Source organism: Cupriavidus laharis (genome assembly GCF_914271435.1).
Lineage (GTDB): Bacteria > Pseudomonadota > Gammaproteobacteria > Burkholderiales > Burkholderiaceae > Cupriavidus > Cupriavidus laharis.
This window is the reverse complement of the sequence record NZ_CAJZAI010000034.1, coordinates 1-15,355: the sequence shown is the minus strand read 5'-3', so window position 1 is coordinate 15,355 and position 15,355 is coordinate 1. Positions and strand designations below refer to the sequence as shown.

Annotated in this window: 11 protein-coding genes; 2 read left to right on the top strand and 9 right to left on the bottom strand. The window is 65.2% G+C overall.

Annotated elements, in window-relative coordinates:
* On the top strand, positions 1–182 hold a 182-nt coding region (locus tag LDO29_RS27875; protein WP_224082960.1), incomplete at its 5' end, for a hypothetical protein.
* 197 nt (positions 183–379) lie between these two features.
* On the opposite strand, the gene LDO29_RS27870 is transcribed toward LDO29_RS27875, so the two are convergent.
* The 4 genes from LDO29_RS27870 to katG form a co-directional block, all read right to left on the bottom strand.
* A complete protein-coding gene (locus tag LDO29_RS27870) occupies positions 380–1,420 on the bottom strand; it encodes a DUF2955 domain-containing protein (protein WP_224082959.1) in 1,041 nt (346 codons plus the stop codon).
* Positions 1,410–2,537 (bottom strand): HlyD family secretion protein, encoded by a 1,128-nt coding sequence (locus LDO29_RS27865; protein WP_224082958.1) that lies wholly within the window; start codon positions 2,535–2,537, stop codon positions 1,410–1,412. The genes LDO29_RS27870 and LDO29_RS27865 overlap by 11 nt, the downstream gene beginning before the upstream one ends.
* Positions 2,530–4,083, bottom strand: a complete 1,554-nt coding sequence (locus LDO29_RS27860) for an efflux transporter outer membrane subunit (RefSeq protein ID WP_224082957.1) — start codon at positions 4,081–4,083, stop codon at positions 2,530–2,532. The genes LDO29_RS27865 and LDO29_RS27860 overlap by 8 nt, the downstream gene beginning before the upstream one ends.
* 222 nt (positions 4,084–4,305) lie before the next feature.
* Positions 4,306–6,492, bottom strand: a complete 2,187-nt coding sequence (gene katG / locus LDO29_RS27855) for a catalase/peroxidase HPI (RefSeq protein ID WP_224082956.1) — start codon at positions 6,490–6,492, stop codon at positions 4,306–4,308.
* Positions 6,493–6,888: 396 nt separating this feature from the next.
* Here katG and LDO29_RS27850 point away from each other — a divergent pair, with 396 nt between their 5' ends.
* Positions 6,889–7,353: a ferritin-like domain-containing protein gene (locus LDO29_RS27850; protein ID WP_224082955.1), complete on the top strand. Its 465-nt coding sequence runs from the start codon at positions 6,889–6,891 to the stop codon at positions 7,351–7,353.
* Positions 7,354–7,374: 21 nt separating this feature from the next.
* Here the strand turns inward: LDO29_RS27850 and LDO29_RS27845 are convergent, their stop codons facing one another.
* Genes LDO29_RS27845 through LDO29_RS27825 form a run of 5 tightly spaced genes read right to left on the bottom strand, consistent with a single transcriptional unit; the run spans position 7,375 to position 14,994 of the window.
* A complete protein-coding gene (locus tag LDO29_RS27845; RefSeq protein ID WP_224082954.1) occupies positions 7,375–7,839 on the bottom strand; it encodes a (2Fe-2S)-binding protein in 465 nt (154 codons plus the stop codon).
* Between the two features lie 15 nt (positions 7,840–7,854).
* Entirely contained in the window at positions 7,855–10,122 is a 2,268-nt protein-coding gene (locus LDO29_RS27840; protein WP_224082953.1) for a xanthine dehydrogenase family protein molybdopterin-binding subunit, read from the bottom strand.
* Positions 10,123–10,129: 7 nt separating this feature from the next.
* Positions 10,130–10,561, bottom strand: a complete 432-nt coding sequence (locus LDO29_RS27835; protein ID WP_224082952.1) for a hypothetical protein — start codon at positions 10,559–10,561, stop codon at positions 10,130–10,132.
* Positions 10,509–12,434: a GMC family oxidoreductase gene (locus LDO29_RS27830; RefSeq protein WP_224082951.1), complete on the bottom strand. Its 1,926-nt coding sequence runs from the start codon at positions 12,432–12,434 to the stop codon at positions 10,509–10,511. Before LDO29_RS27830 ends, LDO29_RS27835 begins: the two co-directional genes overlap by 53 nt.
* Positions 12,435–12,465: 31 nt before the next feature.
* Positions 12,466–14,994: a hypothetical protein gene (locus LDO29_RS27825; RefSeq protein ID WP_224082950.1), complete on the bottom strand. Its 2,529-nt coding sequence runs from the start codon at positions 14,992–14,994 to the stop codon at positions 12,466–12,468.
* Positions 14,995–15,355 lie beyond the last annotated feature (361 nt).

Sequence of the window (15,355 nt, the reverse complement as noted above, 5' to 3'; positions counted from 1 at the left end):
GCGGCAAGGGGGCCGGCGCCTTCGGCGCCGGCCTTCCACCGCCACTAAGAGACTTGAAATCAGGAAAGATTCAAGTTCCTATCGGGGCGACAACTATTCTGCCGCAGGGGGGGTGCATCGATGGGAAACCAATTCTATTACGGCCGCGAAAGATCGCGCTGGAAAACAAGCCACAGCATTGACATTCACAACGCAATCCCCCTGTTTCACTAGGGCGAGGGGTAGACAAAACCCCTGATCTATGGAAACACGGGTTTCAAGCAGCCCCGTCAAGGATCAGGATTTCGGTACGTCAGTGATTATCGGCAGCCGTTGTCCCGCCTTTAGAACCCATTTCACGAATTGGAAGGAATTTTGCCGGTGCGCCCATAAGGCGGCGTCAGGTCATGGGGGACGAGGCGCGGCTACGCTGGTCAAGCAGTTCCAGCATCAGGCAGGCGTACAGCGTCACCCCGATGAACAGGCCCATGCGGACAGCGAAGGCATGGTAGACGTCCTTGCCTGCCGCGCTGTCCTCGACAGACTGGCCCAGCAGGATGATCAGCGTCACCAGCGTGTTGAGCCAGAAGCCTGGCGAAAACCGTGTGGACGGCCCCGCGAAGAGCTTGCGCGCCAGCAGTAGCGCGAACAGGAGCATCCAGAGAAAGAACATCCACAGATGCACGAACAGGCCCAGGGCCCACCAGAACACGATGGCCAGCAGTCCCCCCAGCAGCGTGGACCCAAGCAGTTCGCGCGCGGCGCCGCGCGCCGTCGTGCAGCTTTGCCGGCCCAGGCTGACGGCCTTCATGAGGATTGGCATATAGGCGGCCGGGTCTGCCAGCGCCAGCAGGACAGGCGGCATGACCACAAGTGCCGCGCGCAACGCCATCCAGTCGGCAGCGCTCTGCGACACTGCCGGGGCGCGCTGCCGGGCCGATCCGGCTGCCGGTTCGGGAACCAGCCGGAAGCATAGGGCCAGGACCGCGACCGCCAGCAGCAGCCCTTTGACGAGTGCGGCCACCACGGTGATGGCCAGACCGATGTCTGCGGTTCCAGCCACCGAGACCATGGTCAGGCCGGCCGCCAGGAACGTGCCGACCAGGCCGTTGCCGCTACGCAGGCCTTGGCGAAATGCCAGGAACAGGCCAAGCCCGGTCATCAGCACGCCGCTGGACGGGTACTGCCTCAGGAACGGAACGACCAGCAGCCCGCTGCCAGTGGCCAGCATGGCCACCAATGCCAGTCCCACGCCTGCCCTGGCAGACAACGGCCGATCGAGGGAGGCGAGCACGAACGCGCCCATCACGGGCGCCACCATCGGAATTGGCCAGCCCAACCCGTAGCTCGTGGCGAGACAAAGCGCGGTACCGATGGCCAGGCGCAGCGCTCGCCGTCCGCGGACGGCCGTCTCGCCGGTCACGACGCCTTCAGTAGACATAGGACAGCCAGCTCATCACGCGCAGGAACAAGCGGCCGAGCGGATTCAAGAGATTGCCTTCGGTCGGGAATGCCATGACCTCGGCCTGCCCGCCCACGCGGATGCCCTTCAGCGTCGCCAGTTCGCCCTTGTCGATCTCGACGGTCACCGGAAAGCGCTGGGCCGGGCGCAGCCAGTCGCGGCTGTTCTGGACCGTCGGCAGGCTGCCCGGTGGCGGGCTCTGGCCAGCGCTGACACCGTAGCCAACGCTGCGGACACGGCCCGCGAGTACCCTGCCCGGCAAGGCATCCAGCACGATCCCCACCGGTGTTCCCGGTTCGACATGGCCGAGATTGTTCTCGGTCATGTCTGCGCTGATCCAGATGTCATGGATGGCGATCAGCGTCATGACCGGATTGCCGGCGGCAGCGTACTGGCCGGCTTCCGTGCGCAGGTCGGTAATGAGGCCGGCGGTGCGCGCGCGCACCTGCGCATTGGCAAGGTCCAGCTCGGCCTTCTCCAGCGCTGCCGCCGCGCTGCGCATCTTGGCGTTGTCCTCTTCGCTGCCACCCTGTTGCTCGCGCGCACGCTCCACCTCCGCACGGGCCGCGTCCACCTGGCTGGTAGCCTGGGTGTGGGTGGCCCGTGCCACCTCGAGCCGTCGCAGCGATACGGTGCCTGGATCCTCGCTGTACAAGCGTTCAAGACGCTCGCTATCCTGGCGCGCCTTGACCTCGTTCGCCTGGGCGGCACGCAGCGCGGCTTGTGCCGAGGCGATGCCCGCGGTGCTCGCACCGATCTGCCGGCGCATGGATTCCAGATCCGCGCGCGCGCGATCCGCCGCGATGCGGTAATGCTGCGGATCGACCTCGAACAGGACAGCGCCTGCCTGCACGTCCTGGTTGTTGTGCACCAGCACGCGTGTCACGCGGCCGGACACCTCCGAAGCGACCGGAACGACGAAGGCCTGTATGCGCGCCTGCTGCGTGTAGGGCGTAAAGCGATCCGCGAACAGATACCACGCAAGGCTCAGTACGATCAGCGCCACTACCCATCTCACGCCCTTGCGCGCCGGATCTGCAGAGGGTGCGGGTGCGGGCACCGGTGGCGGCGGTGCCGGTGGTGCGGCGTCACTCATCAGGTCTGCCTCCCTGTATGGATGAGCGTTTGCCGGTTGGCTCGCTCGCTGCCTCGTCGATCAGTCCGCCCCAGTCGGTGCGTTGCTCCATCTGCTGCCGTGTCGCCGCATCGACGAGCGGCTGTTCGGATTGCCAGCCGCCGCCGAGCGCCTTGTACAGGGCGATGAGATACCCCACGGCAGTGCTGCGGTTGACGAGGTAGGCATCCTGCTGTGCAAACAGCGCGCGCTGGGCATCCAGCACGCGCTGGAAATCCGAATACCCCTCGCGGAACAGGGCATTGGCCAGGGTCAGCGATCGGTTGGCGGCCGTCGCCGCCTCCCCCAGGATCGCCTCTCGCTCCAGCGCCTTGAGCAGGCCGCTGGCGGCATCGTCCGCTTCGCGCGCGGCCTGGCGCACGCTGTCCTGGTAAGCCACGATGAGCTGCTGTAAGCGGGCGTCCTGTATGCGCACGTTGTTGCGGATGCGCCCGTAGTCGAAGACGTTCCAGCGCAGGCTCGGCCCCCCTATCAGCACAAAGCCGTTGGGTGTGCCGGGCAGCGAGGTGGCCGACCAGCCGATACTGCCGAGCAGGGTCAGGGACGGATAGAGATCGGCCTTGGCCACGCCGATCAGCGCCGATTGCGCGGCCACCTGCAGTTCGGCGGCGCGGATGTCCGGCCGGCGCAGCAGCAGGCTGGCCGGGACATCCTGCAGCACGGCGCGATCGATGAGCGGAACCACGCCCTCCTTCTCCGGCATATCCAGAATTTCCTGCATTGGCGCTGGCGGGCGCCCAATCAGGATCGCGAGTGCATTGCGCGCATGCAGAATCTGGCTTTCCAGTTCGGGAATGCTGCTCAGGGTGCCAAGGTATTGCGTCTTCGCCTGCTGAAGGTCCAGCTCATCGCTCTCGCCCCCCTTGAACAGGCGCTCGGTGATTTCGTAGCTGCGCTTCTGCAGCCGGGCATTCTCGCGCGCGATGCGCAGCCGCGCTTGTGCGGCGCGCAGCGTGAAGTAGGTCTGGGCCAGCTGCGCGTGCAGCAGCACCAGTACGTCCTCATGGATGGCCCGCGAGGCAAAGTAGGCTGCATCCGCCGATTCGATCGCGCGACTGAAGCGCCCCCAGAAGTCCAGCTCCCAGCCAACGTCCAGCCCGGCGCTGTACTGCCAGACACGGCTGGTCTGGACCGTGGCAGCCGACTGCCGGCTATGGACGTAAAGCGCTTCCGCACTGGCCTGCTGGACCTGCGGATAACGACCTGCCTGCGCAATGCCCAGTTGGGCCCTGGCCTCCACCACCCGCAGGCCGGCGATCCTGACGCCGGCATTGTTGGCATCGGCCTCGGCAATCAGCTTTTCGAGGACTGGGTCGCTGAAAACCTGCCACCACTGTCGCAGATCCGGTTGCCGCCGCAGTTGCGTGGCTTGCTCGAGTGCGGGACTGCTCCATTGCCCTGTCCACGGCTCCTGTTGCGCCTGGAAGTCCGGTCCCAGCCGTGCGCAGCCGCCAAGCAGCAGCGCCACCGTCAGCAGCCGACAAGGCAGGTTGGCCGGCAGCGCCATGGTCAGGTACCGGCCAGGCTTCGCCGGATCGTCATTTCCGTAGTAGGAACCTGCGGCATACGGGCCTCCTCCGCGAAACCGCCTTGGGACGACTCGATCTACATGCCAATTATGATGCACCACCGTGACTTCGTGGCAAGGCCGTCCACGGGACATGTTGGAAAAATAACGGCCGGTCTTGCGACCGGCCGTGCTGGCTACGCATTGCTCGTCAGCCGATGCTCAAGAGTTGTCGACCTCGAAGCGGTCCAGATTCATCACCTTGTTCCACGCCGCGACAAAGTCCCGAACGAACTTCTCCCTGGCATCCGAGCAGCCATAGACTTCGGCCACGGCGCGCAGCTCGGAGTTGGCGCCGAACATGAGATCGACACGCGTACCAGTCCACTTCAGTTTGCCCGTTGCCCGGTCGTAACCTTCGAACACATCCTTGCTGTCCGATACCGGCTTCCACTCCGTACCCATATCGAGCAGGTTGATGAAGAAGTCGTTGGTCAGCGTTTCCGGACGGTCGGTGAAGACACCGTGCTGCGTCTGGCCGAAATTCGTATTCAGGGCACGCATGCCGCCCACGAGCACGGTCATCTCCGGTACGGTCAGCGTCAGCAGCTGGGCCTTGTCGACCAGCAGCGTCTCGGCCGGGATTGCGTACGTACCCTTCAGGTAATTGCGGAAGCCGTCGGCAATCGGTTCAAGCACCCGGAAATTCTCGACTTCGGTCTGCTCTTGCGCGGCATCCATGCGCCCCGGCGTGAAGGGAACCTTCACGTCGTGGCCGCCCTGCTTCGCTGCCTGCTCGACGCCGGCGCAACCGGCCAGCACGATCAGGTCAGCCAGCGACACCTTCTTGCCGCCGGTCTGGGCGCTGTTGAACGCGTTCTGGATGCCTTCAAGGGCTTCCAGCACCTGCGCAAGCTGGGTTGGCTGGTTCACCTCCCAGTCCTTCTGCGGCGCCAGGCGAATGCGCGCGCCATTGGCACCGCCGCGCTTGTCGGAGCCGCGGAAGGTCGACGCCGAAGCCCAAGCCGTCGACACCAGTTGTGACACCGGCAGCCCCGCCGCCAGGATCTTGCTCTTGAGGGCGGCAATGTCCTGGTGGTCGACCAGCATGTGATCGAGGGCGGGGATAGGATCTTGCCAGATCAGCTCTTCGGCGGGGACTTCCGGGCCGAGGTAGCGCGCACGTGGGCCCATATCGCGGTGTGTCAGCTTGAACCACGCACGCGCGAAGGCATCGGCCAACTGATCCGGATTTTCGTAGAAGCGCCTTGAGATTTTCTCGTAGGCCGGGTCAACCCGCAGGGAAAGATCCGTGGTCAGCATAGTCGGCCCACGACGCTTGGACGGGTCGAACGGGTCCGGTACTGTATTGGCGCCTGCGTCGCCTTTGGGCTTCCACTGATGGGCGCCGGCCGGGCTCTTCGTCAACTCCCACTCATAGCCGAACAGTGTCTCAAAGTAGTTATTACTCCACTTCGTCGGCGTATTCGACCAGATTACCTCCAGGCCGCTGGTGATGGCGTCGCCGGCCTTGCCCGAACCAAAACTGCTGCGCCAGCCAAGGCCCTGCTCTTCGAGTCCGGCGGCTTCCGGTTCCGGCCCCACATGGGACGCCGGGCCGGCGCCGTGGGTTTTGCCGAAGGTATGGCCGCCGGCGATGAGCGCAACCGTCTCTTCGTCGTTCATGGCCATGCGGGCAAAGGTCTCGCGGATATCCACGGCTGCCGCGGCCGGGTCGGGGTTGCCGTTCGGGCCTTCCGGATTCACATAGATCAGGCCCATCTGGACGGCGGCCAGCGGGTTTTCCAGATCGCGCACGCCGGAGTAGCGCTTGTCGGCCAGCCACGTGGTCTCGGAACCCCAGTAGACGTCCTTGTCCGGTTCCCACACATCCTCGCGCCCGCCGCCAAAACCAAAGGTCCTGAAGCCCATCGATTCCAGCGCGACGTTGCCGGTCAGGACAATCAGGTCAGCCCACGAAATCTTCCTGCCGTACTTCTGCTTGATCGGCCACAGCAGCCGGCGCGCCTTGTCGAGGTTGACGTTGTCGGGCCAGCTGTTCAGCGGCGCAAAGCGCTGCTGCCCCGAGCCCGCGCCGCCACGGCCGTCGCCGATGCGGTACGTGCCGGCAGCATGCCAGGCCATGCGGATGAACAGGCCGCCGTAGTGGCCGAAGTCCGCCGGCCACCAGTCCTGCGAGTCAGTCATCAGCGCGGTGAGATCCTTCTTCACCGCCGCCAGGTCCAGGCTCTTGAACTCCTCCGCATAGTTGAATCCCTTGTCCATGGGATCGGCCAGGGAAGAGCGCTGGCGCAGGATGCCCAGGTTCAACTGATTGGGCCACCAATCCCGGTTCGATGGCCCCGAGCCGGCAGCGTGATTGAACGGACACTTCGCTTCGGTCGACATGTGTTCCCTCCTTGGTTCGTTTGCACCCAGATCATTCGCTATTAGATCGTATGCTCCCAACCGCACGGCTCAGCCTTGGGGCCCAAGCGCCGCCCTCAATAGCGTACTGTTTATCCACACAGGGCGGAAATAGGTTTACTTCATGGCTGAGTAAGAAAAAACCTAAGGCGAGGATCTCTTCCCCCTTCCGCGTTCCTGGCCGCCTGTCTTGATGACAGGACGGTTTTGCTCCGTGCGGGTGTGGCTGCCAATCCGAAGCGCGGAAATGGCGGACAGTGTACGCCTGCCGACTAGAATGAAACAGCCCGCACGACGGGTGCATCAAGGCGGCCGCTCGCATTGGCCGATGGCGGCGCTGCACAGTACCCCTGATACCACGCTGCTGGAAGGATTGCCATGACGGAACTCGAAAAAGACAAGGTCGTCGGCGTGCTCAACCGGATACTCGAAACCGAGCTCGCCGGCGTGGTGCGCTACACGCACTATTCGTTCCTGGTGTTCGGCTTTGGCCGCATCCCGATCGTGTCGTGGCTGCGCGACCAGGCCAACGAATCGCTTCTGCATGCCCACCAGGCCGGGGAATGGATCACCACCCTGGGCGCCTACCCGTCGCTGGGCATCGGCAAGCTGCTGGACAGCCATACGTTCGATATCGGTTCGATCCTGCGCGAGTCCCTGGCGACGGAGATGCTGGCGCTGGAGTTGTACCGCGAACTGCTCGGCCTGGTCGAAGGCCGCTCGGTGGCGCTGGAAGAATATGCGCGCCAGCAGATCCAGATCGAAGAACTGCATGCCGGCGAGGTCGACAAGATGCTGCGCAAGCCCGGACATGCGGCGACGTCACAGTCGAGCCCGGGCTGAGTCCGGTCACGCCCGGGAGACTCAGCCGCGCGGCGCCTGCCCGGCCGCCTGGTGGATTGCTGCGCGGATGCGCGGATAGGTGCCGCAGCGGCAGAGGATATTCCCCAGGGCCGCGTCGATGTCCGCATCGGTCGGCTTCGGCTTGGCTTTCAGCAGCGCGCAGGCGGCCATGATCTGTGCGCTCTGGCAGTAGCCGCACTGGACCACGTCGACATCCAGCCACGCCGCCCTGACGGCGTCGGCCTCCTTGCCCCGTACCCCTTCGATGGTCGTGATCTTCATGGCCGGGCGCAGCGCCGACATCGGCAACTGGCATGCGAGTTCGGCCTTTCCGTCCACATGCAGCGTGCAGGCACCGCAGATGCCGACGCCGCAGCCGAACTTCGTCCCGGTCAACGCCAGGTCGCAACGCAGTATCCAAAGCAGCGGCATGTCGGGTTCCGCATCCACGCTGACCACCTTGCCGTTCACGTTGAGGGTCGCCATGGTTGTCCTCCTCGGCTAGGCAAGCTTCAGCGGCAGCGCCCGCAGCCGCTGGCCGGTCAGTGCAAACAGCGCGTTGGCCACCGCCGGCGCAATGGGTGGTGTGCAGACTTCTCCCGCGCCCTGAGGCGCCTCGGCGCTGGTAATGATGTCGGTCTGGATCACGGGGCAATCGGCCATGCGTACGACCGGGAAATCATGAAAGTTCTTCTGCTGCACCATGCCGTCCACGAAGGAAACTTCCTGGTATAGCGCGGCGGACAAGCCAAATATGATGCCACTCTCGGCCTGCTGGCGGATCAGGTTGGGATTGACGGGAGTGCCGCAATCGATCACGCAGAACACGCGATGGACGCGGATCGTCTTGTCCGCCGCGACCGACACCTCCGCCACCTGCCCGACGATCGTGCCGTACGACTGGTGCAGTGCCACGCCACGTGCGCGCGCGATGCCATCGGCCGCACGCGCCATCGGCTCGCCCCACCCCGACAAGGCTGCCACGCGCTGCAGCACGGCCAGGTGGCGCGGATGCTCGCCGAGCAGGCCGGCACGGAACGCAACCGGGTCCTTGCCCGCCGCCACCGCTATCTCGTCGAGAAAGCACTCCGTGAAGAACGCCTGGTGCGAGTGCCCGACCGAGCGCCAGAAGCCCACCGGAATGGGAAGATCGACATTCGTATGAGAAACACGGGCCGCCGGCCACGCATAAGGCTGGTCGTATGCGCCTTCCGCCACCGTCTTGTCGATGGGAATGCGAGGGAAGCCAAAGTCTCTCGCCAGCATCTCCGGTACCACGGCCTGCCCTGCCGAGCGTGCGTGCCAGCCTACGAGCCGCCTGTCGCCATCAAGGCCGGCCCGCAGCCGGGCCACGCATGCGGGCCGGTAGAAGTCATGGGTCATGTCCTGCGCGCGCGTCCAGATGGTCTGCACCGCCCGCCCCTTGACCTCGCGCGCGATCGCGGCCGCCTGCGAGACAAAATCCGCCTCAAGGCGTCGCCCGAAGCCGCCGCCCAGCATCATGACCTGCAAGTCCACCTGGCCAGGCTGCAGGCCAAGGACTCTCGCCGCATGGGCGCGGGCAATGCCGGGCACCTGTGTCGAGACCCACACCGTCGCGGCATTGTCCCTGTACTGGACCGTGCAGTTGATAGGCTCGACGGCACCGTGCGCGAGATATGGCACGTGATACTCCGCGCTGATCACCTTCGCGGCGCCGCGCAGTGTTGCATCCACATCGCCACGCGTGTAGTAGTCATGGCCGTCATCGCGATCCAGTGCCGCGACGATGCGCGCCATCAGCCGGGCATTCGATGCGCCGGCTGCCCGGCCTGGATCCCAGTCGACCTTCAGCACGTCCAGCGCCTGCATCGCGCGAAACGCGTTATCGGCGATCACGGCCACGCCGCCCGTGCCCCCGTCGAAAGGCGGCACCACGAACGCTTTCACGACGCCGCGCTGCGCCAATGCTGCACCGACCTCCGCATGCTTCACGCGCCCACCGACCGTCGGGCACATGAGCACGCTGGCGTACAGCAGATTGGGAGGCAAGGCGTCGATGCCGAAGCGGGCCGAGCCGTCCGTCTTCGCCGCTGCATCGATCCTGTGCAACGGCCGCCCGACCAGGCGGAACGCCGACGGATCCTTGAGCTGTACCTTGTCTGGCAAGGGCTGGCGGCCGGCCGCAGCGGCCAGCTCGCCGAATGTCATGGATTGCCCGGTGCCATGCAGTACCTTGCCGCTTTCCGTGCGGCACTCCGACGCGGTCACGCGCCACCGTTGCGCCGCCGCGGCCACGAGCATGGCCCGCGCCGAGGCGCCGGCCTCGCGCATGGGCATCCACAGGTCGCTGAGACCGGAGGAACCGCCGGTAGCAATCTCGCCGATCTCGCGCATCAGCTTGCGCGTGACGTGGTCCGCAAAGCGGCGGAAAAGGCGATGGTCGTCCGGATGGAAAGGCAGCCCGTCCACGACGACCTGCAGGTTGTTGAAGATCTTGTCCGGGGGCGCGTTCTCCACGCGCACGCGGCTCCAGTCGGCATCGAGCTCGTCCGCCAGGATCATCGCCAGGCCGGTATGCACGCCCTGCCCCATCTCCGAGCGGCACATCATGATGGTGACGCTGTTGTCCGCGTCGATCTTGACCCACCCGTTCAGCGCGACCTCCGTGCCCTCCGTTGGCAGCGGCGCCGACGTGGTCAGGCGCTGGCGCACTGGCAGCACGGTCCAGCCGACGAGCAAGGCCCCGACTGCGCCGACACCGCCGAAGACGAACGCTCTGCGCTTCATGGCGAGATCAGAATTCCAGGCAGAAATCGATCAGGCGGGCCTTGTCCCAATACACTTTGCCCAGGTACACGCCCGGCGCAATGCAGCGGATCTCGTCGCGGATCCAATGCGCCACCAGCGAGGTCTCCGAGTAGTCGAGCACGATGCATTCCTTCTGGTCGAGCCAGCTATCCGCCTTGTAGACCTTGGCCAGGATGGCCTCCAGGCCGAATGGCGTGATGCGGTTCTTGAGCACGCCGCGGCTGGCATCGAATACCTTGCCCTGCCACGCGAACAGGCTGACCATGCGCGCCATGCTTTCGCTGAATGCCGTGCCAGGCGAGATGATGGCCGTGCCCTTCGCTTCGCCATTCGGGATATCGCCGGCAGGACTGTTGCGGAACAGGTCATCCAGTTCGGCCTGCTGCATTTGCAGGAGCCTGTGTACGTCGTATGCCATGGCGATCTCCCGTCTGGAATTGCAGGGGCGGCGTTGCCTGCGCCGCGGCCAGCAGTACGTCTGCAGCCTTCTCGGCCATCATGTAGATGGCGCTGACCGGAAAGAAGCCCGGAATGCGCGGAAATGCCGATGCATCGACGACACGCAGCCCGCGCGTGCCATGCACACAGAAGCTGCTGTCGAGCACGCCGCCCGCCGCGCGCGCGCCGATCGGGCACGAACACGATGCATGGTGGCCCCAGGCGTTGTCGCGGATGTAGCCGGCCAGCGCCTCATCGCTCTCGACATGCGCGCCTGGCAGCTCTTCGTGTGCGATGTACCCCTGCTCCGCCAGCGGCTGCGCCAGGCCACGCACAAAGCGGATGGCGCCGATCAGTGCGCGCATGTCCTCGCCGTTCGGGTCATCCGCACCGTCGAAATACCGGAAGTCGATATCGAGCATGTCGCGCGGATCGGACGAGCGCAACGACACGATACCGGCGCGGTTGCGCGTATGCGCCTTGAGGATCGCCCAGGTCAGCACATTGTCGTTCTCTGCAAAGACTTTCGAGTAGCCCGGGTAGTAACCGACAAAGCGCTCCAGCAACGCCATGCAGAAGATGTCCGGCACCGGCGTGCGCCGGCCCGAGCGGCGGATCACCGCCGTCGCCACGCCGTTCGTGGTGTAGACGCCATCGCGCGAATCGAACCAGCTGCGGTACGGCGCGTCGTCACGCACGAACTTTGCGCCCTGAAGCACCTCCCATGAGCGCGACATCCGGTTCACGACGCCGATCTCATAGCGGTCCTGCAGGTTGCGGCCGACCCCGGGCAAGTCCACCCGCACCGGGATGCCGTGTTCGCGCAGATGCGCCGCCGGCCCGATGCCGGACAACATCAGCAACTGCGGCGTGTTGAAAGCGCCGCCCGCAAGAATCACCTCGCGCCGTGCGCGGACCTGGCACCGTTCTCCAGGCTGTTCGTTCGGCCTGGCATGGGCTTGATAGAGATGCCTGCCCTTCAGGTACTCCACGCCGCAAGCGTTGCCCTGGCCGTCGAAGAGCACGCGCGTGGCCAGGGCGTCCAGTTCGATACGGAGCATGGCCGGATGCCGCTGCGCCACGTCCAGCAGGCGTTCGCGCGTGCCGTGCCGCGCGTGGCGCTGGGTGGTCAGCGGGGTGTAGCACACGCCGTGAAAGCAGCGCCGTCCCCAGAGCCGCGAATTGGGATCGCCCTGCCAGCGGATCAGCCGCAGCCACGCGCGCAAGCGCCTTGGCACGCTTCGCGCGGCCAGCTCCATCGAGCCGATGATGAGGCGGACCAGGGCGTCGTCGGCCAGCGCTTCCAGCGGCATCGCACGTTCTGTGTGTAGCCAGCCGTCCCAGCCGTGCAGCGTAGGGTCCAGGCCAAGCCGGCGGGCCAGGTTCCACAGCGGGCGGTGGCGGCATTGCTCGACCTGCTTCGCATACCGGCGCATGCGTGTCGCCGTCCAGGACGGATCGCCGGTCAGGTCGGCAATGTAGTCCCAGTCCGCGTCGTGCGGATACAGGAAGATCAGCGCGTTATGCGCGGTGCAGCCGCCCAGCGCGCCTGCGCGCGGGTACAACACGCCGGACGGGCCGCATTTGGGATCGCGGCGCTGCTGCGCGTCATCGGCATAGTGGCGCACGAAGAAGTTCCACGCCATGGCCGGATTCTCGCTCGCGCAGGCGTGAAAGCCCGGCACGTCGTAGTCCTCGGGCATGCACGACATCTCATGCACGCGCGCATCGCAGCCGGCCTCCAGCACGCACACGCGCATGCCTGCCTCTGCCAGGCGCGCGGCCAGCGTACCGCCGCCAGCGCCGGACCCGACGACTACGTAGTCCCATTCCGTTTCATCTTGCCCAGACATAGCCCCCCGCCACGCCGTCGGCCCTGCATTGTCAGAACGTCTTCAGGAAGGCGATCAAGGCCCGTTTGTCGTCGTCGCTCAGCACAGGCTCCTTGCCGAACGCCCGCTCATCGGCGCTCAGGCCGTCCTGGTTGTTGAACTCCGCGGTACCGAAGTAGTGGCCGCGGTTGACCACGAAATCCGGACACTTGCTGAGCGACAGCATCGGCTTGACCACATCCGCATAGATCCTGCGCAAGTCGTCGTCGGTCGCGCCCTCGGGCACCGAAGCAAGGTCTCCCTTGAGCTTCACCAGCAGCTTGAGCACCTTGGCCGCGTGGTCGGCCTTGGCGACCGGATCCGACGTCTCCGACAACGGCTGCAGGTTCGCCAGCAGGTTCACCGGCATCCGGGCCGGCGCCGGGCCGATGGTCACGTCGCCACCCTCGCCCACCAGCCATGGCACCCAGCGGTGCAGCAGGTCCTCCATGGGCCGCAGCGCATCCGGCACGAAGCCAACCGGGATCGTGATCTGGCTGCGTGCCGTGGTGCGGTCAATAACGCCCGGCACCTTCGTGCCAAGCACTGTGTCGTGGTCGCGCTTTTCGGGCCAGAGAAGCTGCTCGATCGATGCATCGAATACCTGCATGCGGTTCTTGACCGAAGGATCGCTGCTGAACGGGCCGAGCGCATTGTTGAGCAGGAACGGCGCCGTCGACCAGATGCTGATCAGCGACGGCACACGCGTGTAGCCGCGCCCGCCGGCCGGCATCCGGTACTGCCAGCGCTCGGCCGTGAACGGGTCGTGCAGCGTCACGGAGCCCACCGACGGCAGGCTCTTGTAGGTCTGCGACGAGAAGTTGTCCCAGATATTGCCGCGGATCGCATTGGTGGCCAGCGGGCTGCAGATATTCGTGCGCAGCAGGGTGGCCGGCACGCGGACATCGCTGGACAGGTAGTTGTTGGCAAGGAAATCCGGCGCGTTGACGATGTCGCGCATCTTTGCCTTGTAGTCGTCCGTCTGGGTCCATTTCCAGTAGCGCTGGAAGCAACCGATGTACTTGTCGCCGCCGCAGTTGCGCATCTGCAGGTCGGCCGGTGGCGGTGGCCCCTTGCTTGAATGGCAGCGCGCGCAGGTCTCCGCGAACACGGTCTTGCCGCGGTTCAGCAGGCGGGCGCCATCAGGCGTGGCAGGATCGGCCAGGTAGGCCTTGCCGCCGGGCGCATCGGCGAGGTGGTCGGCCGGCGTCGATTTCAGCAGGAACGCGGCCATGTTGAACGAGCCTGCCTCCGTCGCGCGCCAGTACGCGGAGTTCTTCTGCGCCACCGCGATCTCGATCGGCGAGATCGACTTGCCGCCGAGGATCGGGTTGAAGTGCAGCAGCCATTCCTCGCTGAACAGGCCGATGTTCAGGTAGACGCGGTTCAGTGCGCCGAGCACGCCGACGGAATCGGCACCGTCCTTGAGCACGTGCGGCGTCCAGACCGTATCGGGCGCCTTGAAGAACTCCGAAAGCGGCCCGCTCTGGACGAAATCATTCAGCTGCTTGTTGTTCTTCTCTCCGCCGGCGATGGTCTCCTGCCCGATCCGTTTGGCCACGCCCATGCGCGCCATCAGGTCATAGAGGGCGTTCATCGTACGCGGGTTGTTGATGTTGTCGGTCGAGACCAGCGAGGTATCCATCGCTCCCGGCCGGAACGTGTGGACGAGCTGGAACATGTAGTTCTGCTTGCCCGCGGGCGTGGCGGCGTTGTGGATGAAGAGGCGATCGACCCACATGTACTGCGCCCCGACGGTGGAGCTGAGCTCGGCCCATTGCGGATGCTCGGGATCCGCTGGCGGGTGGATCGGGCTCGGGCCAATGTGGCAGAACCCGCAAGACATCCCTACACGGTAAGGCCGGATGAGATCGGCCCGGTTGTAGTAGGACGGATCCGTGTAGTAACGCTCCGGGTCCCAGGCCTTGGCGGCTTTCTCGTCGAATGCGGGATTGGGGAACAGGCGCAGGCCGACAATGCCGGTCGGATAGCCGTAGTACGAGCCGACCGGAAGCTTCTGGCCATTCGAGAATGTCGTGCCGCGCGCCCCGGTCTTGACGCCAGGGTACGCCTGCTCGTTTTCGAACGGATCAGCCGGGCAATCCTTGGCTCGCTGGTCCAGCCACAAGCCAAAACGCTGCGGATCCGGCCCGGTTGGCCTGCTGAAGCACGGCTCGTTGAGCAGGCCGAGGTAGGTCCAGCGGTTGTCGCGCGAATAGCCCTGGGTCGGATGGGAGCTGATCGACTTGAGCAGGTCGAACGCGCCGAACGTATAGTTGGTCATCGCGTCCCAGAACCGGTCATTGCCACCGGTCCACACGATCCACATGTTGCGGCCCTGGATCTCTTCCTTTGTCAGGGCCACGCCCCGGTCCATGTCGCGGAAATAGTCTTCTGCCGCATGCCGGAAGGAATCGGCATTGCGGCCGGCCTGTTGCGCTTCGTCCTGGACGTGGCCAGCCTTGGGCCTCGAGCAGCCACTTGCGATCACCGCGGCACAGAAAACGGCGGACCAAAGAATCGACTTGCTGTGCAGGTTCACCGTCGTCCCTCCCCGACCGGATGGTCTATCACAGCAGCGTGTTGCGCTACGCACGCCGTTGAGTACAGATAAACCTAGAAATGACCTGAGGAGAAGTCAAGGTTGTTACTGATCTACAACGCTATTTCGCGACGGCGTGTTCGACGATGTTTCCGACAGAGATAAGCGAACGGATATACGGCGACGGCGGCAGCCTGCGGTGGGCAGGCTGGCATGGCAGGAACTGGGGAAGTTACTGCGCTGAGCAGCGCCCAGAAAGACAAAACCCCTCGCAGCGAACGCTGTCGAGGGGTTTTGAGGGATAAGAGCCTGGCGATGACCTACTTTCACACGGGTAATCCGCACTATCATCGGCGCGGAG